The 15,860-nt window shown below is 45.8% G+C and carries 13 protein-coding genes; 12 read left to right on the top strand and 1 reads right to left on the bottom strand.

What is annotated here, in order from left to right:
• Positions 1 to 52: 52 nt before the first annotated feature.
• The 9 genes from ACFQ0C_RS01710 (at position 53) to ACFQ0C_RS01670 (ending at position 10,560) form a co-directional block, all read left to right on the top strand.
• Positions 53 to 1,006, top strand: a complete 954-nt coding sequence (locus ACFQ0C_RS01710) for an ABC transporter permease (protein WP_379363361.1) — start codon at positions 53 to 55, stop codon at positions 1,004 to 1,006.
• Positions 1,007 to 1,018: 12 nt separating this feature from the next.
• On the top strand, positions 1,019 to 1,894 hold the full coding sequence (locus ACFQ0C_RS01705) for a carbohydrate ABC transporter permease (protein ID WP_379363359.1): 876 nt from the start codon (positions 1,019 to 1,021) through the stop codon (positions 1,892 to 1,894).
• A 62-nt stretch (positions 1,895 to 1,956) separates the two neighbouring features.
• On the top strand, positions 1,957 to 3,039 hold the full coding sequence (locus ACFQ0C_RS01700; protein WP_379363357.1) for a sialidase family protein: 1,083 nt from the start codon (positions 1,957 to 1,959) through the stop codon (positions 3,037 to 3,039).
• A gap of 62 nt (positions 3,040 to 3,101) precedes the next feature.
• Entirely contained in the window at positions 3,102 to 5,273 is a 2,172-nt protein-coding gene (locus ACFQ0C_RS01695; protein ID WP_379363355.1) for an MGH1-like glycoside hydrolase domain-containing protein, read from the top strand.
• A 70-nt stretch (positions 5,274 to 5,343) separates the two neighbouring features.
• Entirely contained in the window at positions 5,344 to 6,855 is a 1,512-nt protein-coding gene (locus ACFQ0C_RS01690; RefSeq protein ID WP_379363353.1) for an extracellular solute-binding protein, read from the top strand.
• A 29-nt stretch (positions 6,856 to 6,884) separates the two neighbouring features.
• Entirely contained in the window at positions 6,885 to 7,943 is a 1,059-nt protein-coding gene (locus ACFQ0C_RS01685; RefSeq protein WP_379363351.1) for a sialidase family protein, read from the top strand.
• 92 nt (positions 7,944 to 8,035) lie between these two features.
• Entirely contained in the window at positions 8,036 to 8,473 is a 438-nt protein-coding gene (locus ACFQ0C_RS01680; protein ID WP_379363349.1) for a GNAT family N-acetyltransferase, read from the top strand.
• A gap of 146 nt (positions 8,474 to 8,619) precedes the next feature.
• Positions 8,620 to 9,228, top strand: coding sequence for a DUF1796 family putative cysteine peptidase (locus tag ACFQ0C_RS01675; protein WP_379363347.1), 609 nt, complete (start codon positions 8,620 to 8,622; stop codon positions 9,226 to 9,228).
• A gap of 183 nt (positions 9,229 to 9,411) precedes the next feature.
• A complete protein-coding gene (locus tag ACFQ0C_RS01670) occupies positions 9,412 to 10,560 on the top strand; it encodes a hypothetical protein (RefSeq protein ID WP_379363345.1) in 1,149 nt (382 codons plus the stop codon).
• 111 nt (positions 10,561 to 10,671) lie between these two features.
• Here the strand turns inward: ACFQ0C_RS01670 and shc are convergent, their stop codons facing one another.
• Positions 10,672 to 12,573: a squalene--hopene cyclase gene (shc, locus tag ACFQ0C_RS01665; protein WP_379363343.1), complete on the bottom strand. Its 1,902-nt coding sequence runs from the start codon at positions 12,571 to 12,573 to the stop codon at positions 10,672 to 10,674.
• A 256-nt stretch (positions 12,574 to 12,829) separates the two neighbouring features.
• Here shc and ACFQ0C_RS01660 point away from each other — a divergent pair, with 256 nt between their 5' ends.
• The 3 genes from ACFQ0C_RS01660 (at position 12,830) to ACFQ0C_RS01650 (ending at position 15,711) form a co-directional block, all read left to right on the top strand.
• Positions 12,830 to 13,444 carry a DUF3267 domain-containing protein gene (locus ACFQ0C_RS01660; protein ID WP_379363341.1) on the top strand — a complete coding sequence of 205 codons (615 nt, stop codon included), beginning with the start codon at positions 12,830 to 12,832 and terminating at the stop codon, positions 13,442 to 13,444.
• 2 nt (positions 13,445 to 13,446) lie between these two features.
• Positions 13,447 to 13,797, top strand: coding sequence for a VOC family protein (locus ACFQ0C_RS01655; protein WP_379363339.1), 351 nt, complete (start codon positions 13,447 to 13,449; stop codon positions 13,795 to 13,797).
• A gap of 345 nt (positions 13,798 to 14,142) precedes the next feature.
• Positions 14,143 to 15,711: an extracellular solute-binding protein gene (locus tag ACFQ0C_RS01650; RefSeq protein WP_379363337.1), complete on the top strand. Its 1,569-nt coding sequence runs from the start codon at positions 14,143 to 14,145 to the stop codon at positions 15,709 to 15,711.
• The last annotated feature ends 149 nt before the right edge of the window (positions 15,712 to 15,860 follow it).

Here is a 15,860-nt window from a genome sequence, read left to right as displayed (position 1 = left end):
ATGAAAACGCTCTTATCTTTTTGGAAAATTATAATAATCAGAGGTAATTCCTATGGAAATTAAACGAACCCAAACTGTTGTTAATACAGCTCGTCAGCGCAGGATCAGGCAGCTGTGGAATACCAAGCTACTTTATCTGCTGCTGCTGCCTGGCTTGCTGCACCTTCTTATTTTTAAGCTGGCACCGCTGTTTGGGCTGGTTATTGCGTTCCAGGACTACAACACGTTTCAGGGGATTAAAGGAAGCTCATGGGTTGGACTGGAAAATTTCAAGGTGTTTATCCAGGATCCTTACTTTTTGGTGCTGCTAAAAAACACACTGTTATTAGCCATATACAACCTTCTTTTCGGATTCCCTGTTCCAATTATTTTTGCATTGTTTTTAAATGAGGTACGCAGCGCGATGGTCAAACGGTTCACGCAGTCGCTCAGCTTTTTCCCTTATTTCATTTCCTCGGCCGTTACTGTCAGTATTGTGTATACGTTTTTGTCTCCACAGACAGGTCTCGTAAATCGGCTGTTGGATGGGATAGGGATAGAGCCAGTGTTTTTTATGGCGGAAGCGGGTTGGTTTCGGAGCTTATATGTCAGCTTGAACGTTTGGCATTCATTCGGCTACGGCTCAATTATTTATTTGGCGGCCATTGCGGGCATTGATCCCCATCAATACGAGGCAGCGGAGATCGATGGGGCAACGCGGTGGCAAAAGATGTTTTTTATTACACTTCCATCGTTGTCGAATATTATCGTAACCATGTTTATCCTTAATATTGGTTCCTTCCTGTCGGTTGATCTGGATAAGGTGCTGCTGATGTACAATCCGAGTGTCTATGAAACGGCCGATGTGATTCAAAGCTTCGTTTACCGTCAAGCCTTCGCATCACAGGGCTTTCCGAATTACAGCTTCGGAGCGGCGGTGGGCCTATTCCAGTCCATTGTGGCGATGCTGCTCGTCGTAAGCGCGAATAAAATTTCCAAAAAATATTCCGAATCGAGATTGTTTTAGGAGGGTACATCTTTGCGGAAACGAAAAATAGATATGTTTGAAGCAACCAATAATAGTTTGCTGATTTTGCTGGCGATCATTTGCGTGTATCCCTTCTTGAACATATTGGCGGTATCGGTAAGCGATGGACTGGCGGTTATAACGGGCAAAGTTTATTTTTGGCCAATTGGGTTCAATGTAGAGACTTACAAGTATGTGCTCGGTAACTCCAGATTAGGCATTTCCCTCGGTTTGTTCAATTCGATTTTTTATACGGTATCAGGAACGTTGGTGGCTGTGCTGCTGACGTTCGTCACCGCTTATGCTTTATCTCGTAAAAGGCTGAAGGGCCGATACTTCATTATGCTGCTTTTTCTGTTTACCTGGATTTTCGAAGCAGGCTTAATTCCGAGCTATCTTGTAAATAACACGCTAGGTTTGGTCAACTCCAGATGGATTATGATTTTGCCCGGGGCTATCAGCACCTTTTTATTAATTATTACCCGCTCGTTCCTGGACGCTATTCCCGGTGAATTGGAGGAATCCGCCTTTATTGATGGAGCTAATGAGCTTCAGATGCTGACACGGATATTTTTTCCGCTCTCCACGCCGGTTCTAGCGACTATCGGAGTATTTTATGCCGTACATATATGGAACGCATTTATGATACCGTTGATTTATTTGCAGGACCGTACGCTGCATCCGATTCAGTTGATATTGTACAGATTGATTATCAAGCCTGATGGAGGCACCTCATTTGAAAATTTAACGGTTAACGGACATCAAATTTTGCCTGATAATATTGAGGCGGCCACGATTTTTTTAGCTATTTTCCCTATATTGTTCGTGTATCCGTTTGCCCAAAAATATTTTACCAAAGGGATGCTTTTAGGCTCATTGAAGGGGTAAGATTCTAAGGGAAGTATTCAAAAACAACGGGAAAACATTATGAAAAATGAGGAGAGAGACGAATGAATAGACAAAATTGGATAACGCCTAAGGATATGGAACATGTAGTGTTGTATAGAAACGATAACGAATTCAGCTCATGGCCTTTTAATGCGGGAATGTGGAAAATTTCAGAGAACAATATCCTTGTCGGTTTTATGAATATGCCGTGCGATTATACGAATACCAAGCACTTGATGCACCGCCGTGTGGAATTTTTCGGACGAATTGCTGCAGTACGATCGACAGATGGAGGCCGAACTTGGGGAGTGGCAGAGACCGTAGCCGACAATTTGGAAGTAAACGAACAGCTTCAGTTCGGTAAAGAGCCAACTATCGAGCCCCACGATTTCAGCGATCCGAATACGCTGCTCTGCTGCTGGACGACGCCGAACTCCGGTGCCCCTGACGCGAAGGCTTGGGTGAAGCTGTCGAAGGATGCTGGGCAAACCTGGGGGCCTGCTGTGCTGCTGCCTTTTTGCAATATTCCAAGATTCCAGGGAAGATCCTCTTATTTGGTCCGTCCTGACGGCGTAATCCTGCTGTTTCTTACCGCTAAGCCGCAGCATAATAATTATGACCGTCCGGTTGTATACGGATCATTCGACGGTGGTGTCCGTTGGACATTACTCTCCTATATGCCCGATAGTAACGAATATCGCGTCATTTGCCCTTCGCCGATTATGCTGAAGGATGGAACTATCATCGTCGGTGTACGATGCAAGTCTTCGATGGAAGCAGCTTGGGGTGAAGTGTATGCTTCCGAGGACGGCGGCTTGACGTGGCAGCTGCGCTCGCGCATCAACGAGCATGGAGACACGGTGCATCTGACGCTGCTGGAGGATGGGCGCATATTCGCTGTCTACGGCTACCGGATTCCGGCCTATGGTATCCGTGCGAAAATTAGTGAGGACGGCGGCCGTACCTGGGGGCCTGAGCTTATGCTGCGTGATGATGGCGGCAACCGGGATCTCGGTTACCCTCGCGCCACAGAAGTGGTTAAGGGTGAGATTCTGGCCACCTACTACTTCAACAGCAAGGATGATCCGATTCAAATGAACGGCGGGGGTGTCCGACATATTGCAGGGACGATTTTGAAGGTTTAACCTGCGCATAAGTGCAAGGCTTGTCTGAAACATTGTGATCTTGAGAAGGGAGGCTTGACCTGGTGAAGCAAATCAAAAATGGCCCAAGCACACAGTTCAATATCGATCAAGCTCTGGGAGGGGGGAAGCGCAGCCTGCGAACGCTGCCCAAATCCTGCTTGCTAGGTTCTACGGGAGCCAGGCTGTGGGCTGACTTCCTATGGCCGCAGCCTGGCTTTAGCGGGGCCATCGATTTTATACATAAGCTGAACATTCCTTCCCTATTTCCGGTTGAATGCGATGCAGTCACAAGCTATGAGCCGTCCAATATAAACTGGTATCCAAGCTATTTATCGATGGAGTATGCCACAAGTAGAGTAGAACTCAAAGAATACAAATATATAACATGGGAGGATTGCGCGGTCTCCTGCCAAACTTGGACCAACACAAGCGGTCAAGCTATAGTGCTTCGGCTGATTGCGGAGCCGGTGCTGTTCAGGTGCGAACCGATGGGCAACGGCTTGAACGGAAGCCTGAGCGTCCCGCACTATGGCTTCACGCTGCAGGCGGCGCTTCGCACCAGCAGGCCTGAGCTGTTCACGGGCCTGACGCTGCAGCCGGGCGAATCCGCGGAGCTGATTACGGCGGTGGCGCTCGGATTGCTCGAGACGGACACTCAGTCCGAGCTGGAGCAGCGGCTCGACTCGGTTCTAAACCCGGCTCAGAGCGGTGCAGCGCTGCTCGCCGGGCAGCAGCAGACCTACCAGCGCTGGTTCGAGCATGCGCCGCTTTTTGCGAGCAGCGAACCTCTGCTGGATACGACCTGGCTGTACCGCTGGTTCGTGATGCGCCACACTCTGGCTAATCCACGATACGGTAATCTACAGCATCCCTTATTTTACGAGGGACGTTCACATAAAATGAGCAAACGACCGCTTGATCCGAAGGGGTGGGAGTTTAGCAAAATGATTCCTCTCACTGTTCCTATGCATTTACTCGAAGCCCGCTGGTACAACGATCCCGTTTACTCGCAAGGCGCTATGCGCAGCATGAAGGCGAGCCAGGATGAGGAAGGCTTTTACAAATGCTTGTTTGTCAACAGCACGCTTCATTCATACGCTAATTTTATGGGCTGGGCGGCTTATCAGGATTATTTGGTGCACCGTGATCCAGAACTGCTCAAGGAGATGCTGCCCTCACTCAAAGAGCAAATCCGGGGAGAATCAACCAAGCTGGGCAGCGCAGCTGACAGCTTGCTGATCGAATACACGCATAATCGAACAGGGAAAGAATATCAGCCAAGCTACTGGTACTTTCATGATTTCCCGAAGGATTGTAAAGACCCGGCGACGTTTACTCCACTGAAAAGAGTGGACCGATCCGTCTATCATTATTTGAACTGCCTGGGCGTGGCACGATTGTGCCGGGCGGCAAATGACACAGAAGCGGAAGAGTTCGAAAAGCAGGCCGATACAATTCATCAAGATATCCTTCATAAAATGTGGGATGGGGGAACGCAGTTTTTTTATGATTTGCATCATTTAACGGATGAGAAGGCATGGGTTAAGAACGTAGTCGGATTTTATCCCTACTGGGCGCAGCTGACGGATGCTGAGCATGCCGATGGGCTGCTGCACGCACTTAATGAAGAGGAGTTCGGTACACCGAGCCCATTTCCTTCAGTATCTGCGGATTGTCCTGTTTACCAACCGGAGGGCAGCTGGCAAGGTAATTATTTCAAAGGACGCAACGGATGCGTTTGGGATGGGCCGACATGGCCTTATACAAACAGTATCGTGCTGGATGCAATGGCTTTGGAGAGCAAACGGAACGGACATAAGTGGGACCGTGATTTCGGCCATCTGTTCCGTGAATATTCCCTGCTTCATTACCGCAATCGGGATTTGTCTGCTCCCTATCTGGTGGAGCATTACAGCAGCCAAAGCGGAGAGCCTTTGAGCGATGAGGTTGACTACAACCATTCCTATTATATCGACCTGGTTATCAAGCATATTGCAGGTCTGAATGTTGAAGAAAGCCGTTTTGTGTTGGACCCGATTGATATCGGATTGTCTCATTTCCGGTTGGAAGGCATTCGTGCGGCTGGATATGAGCTGACAATTACCTATAACAGGGGTGACGACCCGAATATAGATCTAGTGGCAGGCTACCGGATTTATGTGGATGGACAGCTGGCTTTGGAAAGCGATGCTCTGACCAGAATGGTTTACAGCTTTGAGAAAGTAACAAAGTAAAAAAAGTAACAAAATAACAGCAAGTAAAAATACTATTTAAATTACTATAATAATTAGGGGGATCTTACAGATGAATAAACAGAAGGCATGGGCTTCCTATAGTGCGGTGTTGGTGCTAACCGGGGCATTGGCCGGGTGTGGGGGAGAGGCTTCCAAACCGCCAGCCGCTTCAGACAGTAATGTGGACACCAGCAAGCCTGCCGATATTTCCATTGTTCTTTCCCAGGTAGGGGAGGTCCCGGCCAAGGGCAATGATGTGGAAACGGCCATGGAGAAGTACACTAATTCCAAAATTACGATTCAATGGATTCCAGGCTCCGCCTATGATGACAAAATCAATGTAATGATAGCGGCAGGAGAGCTTCCGAAGCTCGTCAGGGTTAAATATGTTCCGACAATCATCAGCACGATCCAATCCGGCGTTTTTTGGGAAATTGGCCCGTATTTGAAGGATTATAAAAATTTGTCGGCTCAAAACAAACAGCACTATGATAATATAGCGGTTGATGGAAAAGTGTACGGGATTCCCCTGTTCCGCGACTTGGGGCGCGCTGTCATTCATTACCGCAAGGACTGGACGGATGCACTAGGGCTCCAACTTCCCAAAACGATGGATGACTGGTACAAATTGGCCCAAGCCTTTACACTGAATGATCCGAATAAAAACGGCAAGAACGATACCTACGGCATGATTTTCGATAAAAAATATAATGATGGAGCGGAATCCACGCTGACCCGCTTTTCTGTCAGTATCGGCGGACCGAACAAATGGAAGGTTGAAAATAGCAGCTTTACACCAGAATTCATGACTCCTCAATTTATGGAAGCTATGAAGCTGATGAAAAGGATGTATGCCGATAAGCTGATTAATCAGGACTTTACCGTGCTCGATCCTACGGAAACCGAGAAAATATACAATGCAGGACGCGCTGGCATTAAATTTTCCGGAGGGAACGCTCAGAACTGGCAGGATCTGCTTGTGAAAAATGTTCCTGACGCTGTGGTCGATGCAGCCTCTGTACAGGGACCAAACGGCATTCGTGTGCCGGGAGAAAGCGGTAATAACGGATTCCTGGCTTTTTCGAAATCATCAATTAAATCGGAAGCCGAGCTGAAGCAGGTGCTTTCCTTTGTAGACAAGCTGATGGACCCGCCTATGGCGACGCTGTTGATGCGCGGTATTGAAGGGCGGCATTTCGTGGATAAAGGTGAGTATACGGAGCCCTTAGACCGTGAGGCCAATCAGAAGGAGGTCAAGCCTTACCGAGACAATCTGCCTTATCGTGAAGGTTATAATGTGAAGCCGACAAAGGATGCCCCGTTAAGCGTCAAAAACCAGCAGGTATCCAGGGAAAATGAAAAATATGTGGTGGCTAACCCTGCGCTAACCTTGCTGTCATCTACTTACAATGAACGCGGCAAAGAGCTGGAGCTGCAAATTATGGATGCTCAGACCAAATTCATTATGGGCAAGATCGATGAAGCGGGATGGCAAGCAGAGGTAGACAAGTGGAAGAAAAACGGTGGAGATAAAATGATGGAAGAATATAAAGCAGCGTACTCCAAAGCAGGGCAAAAATAATCGGAGCATTCAGGAAAGAGGCGACCGCAATGGATAGGTTTAACGGCAAAATTACGACAATAGCTCCTGGTAGGGAGGATGCTTTTCTCCCCAATCTCTATGAAACGAGCCACGCCGCCAATTTACTTGAGCTCGATAACGGCGAGCTGCTGTGTGTCTGGTTTTCCGGCAGCGGAGAAGGGAATCCGGACACCAATATTGTGCTGTCCAGGCTGCCACTTGGCAGTTCGGAGTGGAGCAGGCCAGATGAGCTGTCCAGCGACCTGGAGCGTTCGGAGCAGAATCCGGTTCTGTTCCAGGCACCTAACGGTCAAGTGTGGCTGATGCATACGTCGAATGAACCGCATAATCAGCAAACCTCGCGGGTCGTGCGGCGCATTTCCGAAGACAGAGGAAATACATGGAGTGAGCCTGAAATCTGGTTTGACGAACAAGGGATTTTTCTAAGACATCCTATCGTGATAACAAGCGCAGGGGTTTGGGTGCTTCCGATTTATTACTGCAAGGACGATGGGGAGTACAGCGCAGTTAAGGTATCGACCGATGAAGGAAGCAGCTGGAGCGACCATACAGTTCCATCCAGTGAAAAAGGGGTACAGATGAACATTATTGAGAGGAGCGATGGCAGTTTGTTTGCGATGTTCCGCAGCCGATTGGCAGACCGGATTTATACGAGTGTCTCCAAGGACGATGGCCGCACTTGGTCGGAACCGCAGCCTAGCGAGCTGCCGAACAACAACTCATCGACCCAGGTCGTGAAGCTGGCGAACGGACACCTTGCACTGATTTACAATGACGCCAGCCTTGAAAGAGGCCAGTACCGTATGGTCGTCAAAGACGGTCAAGAAAGGCGCAAGGCTGTACGCACACCACTCACCTTGTCTATTTCAGAGGATGAGGGAGAGACATGGCCCTATTCGGTTAACCTGCAGGAAGCCGATGACGAATACAAAGAGAATGAAATCGGCTACTCTTATCCCTCCATCATCCAATCACGTGACGGCAAGCTCCATATTGCTTATACGTATTTACGCAAAGGGCTGCGGTATGTGCGTGTGAACGAAGACTGGGTTCGCAAACACAGTTAAGCGTCAAGTTGGCTGAAAATTCAAATAAAAGTATTGAAATTCTCAACTAGACTTGATATTATGTCCTTTAAAAACTAAAGGTGCGGATATAAATGGATAATGAAAAAGAAGATCTGGTAATAAGCAATGATAAATCATTATTGCACTTAGACACCGTATTTGCATTTCTTTCCAGAAGTTATTGGGCAAACAAACGTTCGGAGGAACGAATTAGAAAATCTATAGAGAATTCCATTTGTTACGGAGTTTACTTAAATAATAGACAGATCGGGTTTGCACGTGTAGTTACAGATGGTGCAACCATGTATTACCTTTGTGATGTTTTTATTGATGAAGCGTACAGAGGACAAAGCATAGGAAAGAAATTAATAGAGAGCATAATTAAATCGGAAGAGCTAAAGGATTTAACGGGAATACTCGGAACCAAAGATGCTCATGGATTATATAAACAATACGATTTTGAGTTGGATCAAGAGAAGATGATGAGAAGAATGCCTGATTTTATTAGAAATATGAATAGATTGGGATAGCATAAGCAGTTCCCATTGAGCTACTTCATAATCAAGGAGTTTTTTACGTTCTAAGCGCACCTAATATGCCACACCGGAATAAAGTAACACTGGGCCATGTGAATATCTGTACAGGCTCAACTATTTGTTTGCCGGGAGTGAGCGTTATGAAGTGGAATGACTGTGTAGGCCGTTATAAGATTTATATGAGCTTGGGATCCACCTGCCAAGTGGCCTATCAGTTGAACAGAATTGGGTTGCGTCAATCCGCCGGTCCGATCGACTGGTTTACTTCTCAATCCGTACCCGGCTTAGTTCAGCTGCTGAACCATCAGTTTAGAGGTTTAATGGAATACAACAATCTCGAACTTATTGACAGGACGAGGGAGTGTTTCGTTGTCAGAGATAACGCATACGACGTTGTTTCTTTTCATGATTTTCCCTTATATTTAGGGCGTTGGTGGGATGCATACCCAGCTTTTAAGGAGAAGGTCGACCGGCGTGTCAATCGCTTTCGGCACACGATTCAAAACAAGCCCGTTCTATTTGTACGAACCGACACGAGCGAGAAGGAAGCACAGCAATTAAAGAGAGCGCTGAATACATTAATGTACGGGAAATTCAGATTGCTGATCATAAACAATCATCCTATTCGTCAGCTTCATGAGGAGGAGTGGGGGCTGGACAATGTATGCTGTGTTAATGTCCCTCAAGGCTATGATTGGAAAGGATCGGACAATGCGTGGAACCGCGTCATGAATGGCTTTACACTGTGAAATTTCAAGCGCTGCTCCTAAAACCCCTAACTCATCCTAGTTGGGGGTTCTTTTTGTTGGGGATGGCAAAAGTAATGTCTCACTGATTTTTATGGTAAAATAAGGGATGAAGCTGATTTATGGATTTCACCGCTATCCAATAGCAAGCTAGTGAACTTACAATTCATTATAGAAAGGTGGAAGATGATGAGGCATGTTCCCAATAGGAAACAAGAACAGGCGCAAGCGCTAAAAGCATCAGTTATGAGCGGAAGGGCAAGCAACATGCCGATCAGCCAGTATGCAGAATCAAACGGTAAGATTTCACGCTCGACTGCTCCGGTTTTGCCATCACAGGTGCTGCAATTGCAGAAAATGATCGGTAATCGAGCGGTTACTTCCTTACTTGGCAATCAAACATCCAGAGATAGCGGAACGCAGGTACAAGAGATATCCATTTCTACTGCACCTGCAGGTCAGCAGCCTATACAGCGCTATTTTGATGAAAATGGCAAGTGGATTGACGGGCCTATTCCAAAAGGGTATGTCGAGGTCGGTCAAAAGCCTAATGGAGCGCCGAAATTCGGGCCTGCAAAGCAAGCTCAAGCACTGGAAGCTGAACCGAAAGCCACTTACCCTAAAACAACAAAACAGCAGGAGGAGGAAATTCATAAGCATCCCAAATATCTCGAACGAAGTGACAACTTTATGATGAAAAATCAATTTCCTGACGGGACCCGCAAGTCGTTCCTAAATAAAACGGGTTTGCGCAGCGCGGGGAGTGCTCCAGTAAGGACTTCGGAGCAGATGAATAACGATTCACCGAACAAACCCTTAAGCAATGCCATCTCAACATCAAATCCGGACGCTTCACCGAACCGAACTGATTACGGCAAAGAGGTCGTCAGAATCAAATTACATAAACTGATGCGTGCACAGCTGCGAGGTAAACCCGACGCACAGGGGATTAAGATTGACAGTACAGATGATATCGTTTCGAATTTAAATAAGGATCAATCGATCGGTTCTGAGGACCGGAATAAATATATCAACTACGCGAATAAAGACGGGGAATATCATATCCGGATTGAAGGCCCGAACAAAAAAGATGAAAAAGATACACAAGGAGCTCGGGTACTGCGCAACCGTTTCTTGAAATCCGGTTCGTACAACGAAGAACATGATTCCGATTCCGATTCTGAAGTGGAAGATAATAAGACATACACGGAGGAAGAAGTAGGGGAACAAGAAACGCATGAAGAAGAGGAAACGAAGCCTAAGAGCAAAAATAAAAGGAGAAGAAACAAAAACAAAAGCAAAAACAAAAGCAAAATTGAAACCAAGCCACTTTGAAATCAGATAAATATAGTGATAAGGTGAAGTCCACAAAGGTTCATGTTAATCGCAAGAAAATAATTACACTGAAAAAAAGGATACCGCTTGATGGGTATCCTTCTTCATTGATTATTTGTATTTCCTGATATAATTGCTAAGCGTTAAAAGAGGCCATATATATCGGTAGCTATGGTAGTGGATGTAAAAGCTTACAGGAAGTCCAGCACCCGTAGGGTACCGAGTCGTCCAGTCCTCCTGATGCAATTGAGCCATTAGCTGTTGGATGCCTCTCTCCATGGCAGGTACAGGCTTGGCGTTTACGGCGATAAGGGCATCCATTGCCCACGCAGTATGGGAAGGAGTGCTTGCACCAAGCGGCACATATCGATTTTTGCGATCACTGGTGCAGGATTCTCCCCAGCCTCCATCAGCGTTCTGAATGCTCAGAAGCCAACGCACAGCTTTGTTCACGGTAGGATGCTGAGGATCATTCCCAGCTGCAATCATGCCCGTTAAGGCAGCCCATGTGCCATAAAGGTAACAAATACCCCAACGACCATACCATGAGCCATCCGCATCCTGGTTCTTGATTAACCAATCGGTTCCTTTCCGCATGAAAGCAAGGCTTTTATTAAAACCGGCCGTATTACCCAGAAACTCCAATGTCCTACCTGTAAGGTCGGCTGTAGAAGGGTCAATCGCTGCCTCACGTGAGCCTTCTATGGGAAGAAGCGTGAGCAGCTCATTGTCGTTATCTTTCTCAAAAGCGGCCCAACCTCCGTCCTTATTTTGCATAGACAACACCCAATTGAGTCCCCGGTTCCAGGCATCCCGATATACGGGCTCACGCAGTACAGTTTGCCGAATCGCTCTTAACACCGCAGTAGAATCATCGACATCCGGGTTGATCGTATTGGACTCAGAGAAGCCCCAACCACCTGGAATAGGATTAGGATTACGTATACTCCAATCTCCCATCTTGTGTTGCTGCTTGGCAAGCAGATAAGCGACGGATTTTCTAATGGATGTATGTTCAGGCGAAACTCCTGCTTTTTGCAAAACACCGGACAGTAAGGCAGTATCCCATATTGTGGAGGGGGAATTTTGAAGAAGTACCTCTCCTGGTGAAATCCATAGCATGGATATGAGCCCGCGAACCGCAGCTTTTATTACTAGGTGACGTTTGTCGTAGCCGAGCGCCAATAACGCCATAATCATTAGCATTGTGCTAGTCGCATAGCTGTACAACGTACCGTCAGGCTCGATTCGATCAAGCATGAACTGCTCCGCCCGTACGACAGCACTCTCGTGAAATTGCCCAGGGAGGCTTGCAAGCTGCTTGATGCCGCTCTGAATCTCATCCAGCAGCCTTTGGAAGTTGTCAGAGGTTGAACGATGAGCTGCTGCTGTAACTACTTGAATAGCTCTGTCGCTCCCATTTAAGTCCGATAGGTCCGGAGTAGCGTTTGTTCTTAATGCAACCCGACGATTCGCCATAAGCATGATAGGGACAAGATGCACTCGCGCAAACCCTGAGAAATCAAAAAAACTGATGGGAAAGGTGGGAGGCAGAAGAAGAAACTCAAGGGGGATATTCAAGGAGGATGGCCATGGACGCTGTCCGGTAGCCGCCAAAAAGACTTGGGTCAGCATCGTATTCGCCTGATTGAGTCCGCCCTTGGATCTTATGTATTGAGCTGCTTTTCTCATCATGTCGTCTGTTTTTTTGCTGTAACCCGAATACAACAACGCATAATAAGCGTCTACACTTGCCGACAAGTTGCCCTCTTCCTCATCGGTATAAACCTTCCATGCGCCATTCTCCTGCTGTTGGGAAGCAATTCGGTTATGCAATTGCCGAATCAATGTTTCATCAGGAAGCTCCAAGGTTCGAAGAATGATGATGAAATAAGCGTCTGTCAAAGTGCCATTATCAAAACAGAATCGCCAAGACCCATCATCCTTCTGCATGCCCGTGAGCGTTTCTGTCAGCCGCCGAACTTCTTCATTCGCCTCGCTCCATACACTCATTAACTTGACCACCTGCCATTTTCAAACAGATTAACTCATGCTTATATGATATGAACTGTTTTTCACATCAATGCCCAACTGCAGCTGCCGGTTCAAAAATGATTAAAGCAAATGCACTCAAATAAGCCTACCTTAATGTGTTGCTTATATGGTAAAATATACCTTGCGTTTCTGGTATAGGTCGCGAATAATCGATAGCATTTCAAGAAATTCCCGTAAAAAATATAAAATTCATTCTCATAGGAGGTAAGTGAAAGTGAAGATCACTTTTCATATGCCTAAAGCAGATCCAGATAAACAAGCTAAACTACTTCTCCAGCAATGGGTAAAATTAAAGGAACCCAAATCCCTCCCGAAAGCTATTCTTTTATCTGTTCCTTTTATGATTCTGGGTGGTGCGGTTACGATTATGATTACCAGAATATTTTCTACAGTTAGCTTAGAGGACTATGGTCTTCAAGGAGGTACTATAACCTTCACTTTCAATATTTTATATCTCGTTTCTATTTTTTTACTGCTGCTAATACATGAGTTGATCCATCTGATTCTGATTCCAAACTTTGTGAAATCCGCTAGTACAGGGTTAGGGATTCAACTTTTTGGGGGTTTTGTATTTTCAGAGGAAATCATATCTAGACTTCGGTTTATTATAATATCCTTAGCTCCATTTCTAGTAATTTCTATTATACTACCGATAATCTTAGGAGCTATTGGATGGCTGAATCCAGGCATTGTTTGTCTAGTATTTCTAAATGCTTTGGGATCGTCTGTTGATTTATTAAATGTAACTCTGATTTTATACCAAGTCCCGAAGAAGGCCAAAATAATAAATAATGGAATGGATACATTTTGGAAGGTGGTGGATCAGTAAAAATGAAGGTCAAACGAATTGTTGCCAATATTGATACGCAGGATATAACAGCAGCTAAACGCTTTTACCACGATGTACTTGGCCTTGATTTATTGATGGATCATGGTTGGATTAGAACCTATGGATCGAGTGAGGAGATGAGCATTCAAATTAGTTTTGCCTCACAGGGGGGCTCTGGAACATCTACTCCTGATTTGTCGATTGAAGTCGATGATGTCGATTCTGCGCTTGAACGTGTGATGAACGCAGGAATTCCGATAGAATATGGGCCGGCTGATGAGCCTTGGGGCGTTAGGCGATTCTATGTCCGCGACCCATTCGGTAAGTTAATCAACATTCTTGCTCATATTTAAGGTAATTGAAGCCCTTTTAATGGGAGTGCAATTGGCCCGACATTATTAGGAGGAGTAATATGACCCGGTGAATAAAACCCGCTATTTGTAAATGCAAATAGATGGGTTTTATTTGTTGTTACAGATAAAAATCCAAAAAAAACACGATAGTATCTAAAGAAATCCTATAGTAGGGAATTGTTGGCATACGGTAAAATTAAGCTAACTTAAATGACAGCGCTTACATTATGTTTGTAGTATTTTACGGAAATGTCTATGAATAGTTGCCGTACGTGGATTTTAGCGAAAGCTTTAATATTATAACGCTTTCGATCATTTTACAATTAAGAGGGGATGAGAAGTACTATGAAAAAGTCGAAGTGGATGACATGTACACTGGCAGTTGCAATGACCGTCGGTGCGATAGGCTGCTCTAATGGTGAAAGCGGCAAGCCCGCTGAGTCCGCAAAAGCTGGAAATGAATCAACGAAGGCACCGCAAGGACCTACCAAATTCAGCATCTCATTACGAACTCTCAATTATGATTATGTAGAAAAGTCTGCAAATCTGAATGACGACAAATGGGTTAAAGAGCTTGAGAAAAAAACTAACACAGATCTCGACATACAACTTGTCCCCCATGCAGAGTTTGAGAAAAAGATGGTACAAATTTTCGCAACCGGCGACATTGCCGATGTAGTGCAAGCCGGTGCAGGCACAAGCGGCAAAGAACTAGCCGGATCCGTACAAGCAGGGGTATTCCTGGAGCTTAACGATTTGATCAAACAGCATGCGCCGAATTTGCTGAAGGCAATCCCGCAAGCGGCTTGGGACGAAGTAACACTTAACGGCAAAATATATGCAATTCCGGAATTTATTTCACAGCCTTCTCGCAGAGCAACCTGGGTACGCGAAGACCTGATGAAAAAAGCTGGCATTACGAAGGATCCTAAGACGGTCGAAGAATACCTCGAGATGCTGCGAGCCTTCAAAAAAATCGGCGTGGAACATCCTTTCATGGGGCGGCAGGATTTTAAATACGCTGATATTTTCTTCGGTGCTTATGACGTATACCCGTACCTCAGTCAGTTTGAAGTAGTCAATGGAACTGTACAGCCGAAGTTTTTTGACAACGAGAACATGCAAAAGGCGCTGCAAACGTACAAAACGTTGTTTGATGAAGGCTTGATCAACAAAGAATTCGTAACGATTAATCCGACGAATTTCAAAAATATCATTTTGTCAGGCAAAGCCGGTATGTGGGAAATGAATGCGCAGGAGCTATTGCAGTGGGAAACTCAATTGAAGCAAATTGTTCCCGATGGAAAGATTAAGATCATTCCTTCTCCTGTAGGTACCGATGGTAAAGGCGGCGGATATTTGTACTCGTCCGGAGGCCGGGCCTACTTCATTAACTCCAAGGTGGCAAAGGATAAAATCCCGGGCATCCTTAAGTTCTTCGAATGGCAAGTCACCGAAGAGGCTGACAAGTGGTTTGACCTGACCTTGCCAATTAATCCGAAAACAGATGCAGAGGTTTCCGAGCAGCGTTATTTGAGTGGATTCCTGCATATGGTTAAGGATGATGCTTATCGTAAGCAAATTTTGAGCGCCACACCGGAAGGCAAGGATTTGCTCAAAACTTTCGAGACTATTCTACCTAATGAAGGGCGCGGCGGTCTCGAGTTCGATCCTGCTCTCCAGGCTATGCAAAAAAATCCTGATATCACGCCATTATCTGACACTGCTCCTCCAGTTCTACTCAGTCACATGGTCAAAATGGTATATGGCAAAGAACCAATCTCCGATTGGCCAAAAGTAATTGAAGAGTGGAGGTCCAAGGGTGGTAATGAGGCATTGAAGGAAGCTAATGAGCTTTATCAAAAGAAAAGCGGAATTAAGCTGAGAGGTCCTGAGGCGCAGAAGTGGAAATAAGTAAAAGACAATAGTTAAGTATAAGCAGCGGTAGTCAAGGAATTTATTAATTCCAGACTACGCTGCTTTTTTAGATGGAGGTCAATTAATTCATAGGAATACTTCAATACTCTTAGTTCATTCAATTTTTACGCCGTGACAGGTACCAA

The organism is Paenibacillus sp. GCM10027630 (assembly GCF_042676305.1).
Lineage (GTDB): Bacteria > Bacillota > Bacilli > Paenibacillales > NBRC-103111 > Paenibacillus_S.
This window is presented reverse-complemented; position numbering and strand designations above follow the sequence as displayed.

What these genes read in the sequence shown, in the direction of transcription:
- ACFQ0C_RS01710 (WP_379363361.1), top strand. Translation starts at nt 53, where the DNA reads ATGGAAATTAAACGAACCCAAACTGTTGTTAATACAGCTCGTCAGCGC.
- ACFQ0C_RS01700 (WP_379363357.1), top strand. Translation starts at nt 1,957, where the DNA reads ATGAATAGACAAAATTGGATAACGCCTAAGGATATGGAACATGTAGTG.
- ACFQ0C_RS01690 (WP_379363353.1), top strand. Translation starts at nt 5,344, where the DNA reads ATGAATAAACAGAAGGCATGGGCTTCCTATAGTGCGGTGTTGGTGCTA.
- ACFQ0C_RS01685 (WP_379363351.1), top strand. Translation starts at nt 6,885, where the DNA reads ATGGATAGGTTTAACGGCAAAATTACGACAATAGCTCCTGGTAGGGAG.
- ACFQ0C_RS01680 (WP_379363349.1), top strand. Translation starts at nt 8,036, where the DNA reads ATGGATAATGAAAAAGAAGATCTGGTAATAAGCAATGATAAATCATTA.
- ACFQ0C_RS01675 (WP_379363347.1), top strand. Translation starts at nt 8,620, where the DNA reads ATGAAGTGGAATGACTGTGTAGGCCGTTATAAGATTTATATGAGCTTG.
- ACFQ0C_RS01670 (WP_379363345.1), top strand. Translation starts at nt 9,412, where the DNA reads ATGATGAGGCATGTTCCCAATAGGAAACAAGAACAGGCGCAAGCGCTA.
- shc (WP_379363343.1), bottom strand. Translation starts at nt 12,573, where the DNA reads ATGAGTGTATGGAGCGAGGCGAATGAAGAAGTTCGGCGGCTGACAGAA.
- ACFQ0C_RS01655 (WP_379363339.1), top strand. Translation starts at nt 13,447, where the DNA reads ATGAAGGTCAAACGAATTGTTGCCAATATTGATACGCAGGATATAACA.
- ACFQ0C_RS01650 (WP_379363337.1), top strand. Translation starts at nt 14,143, where the DNA reads ATGAAAAAGTCGAAGTGGATGACATGTACACTGGCAGTTGCAATGACC.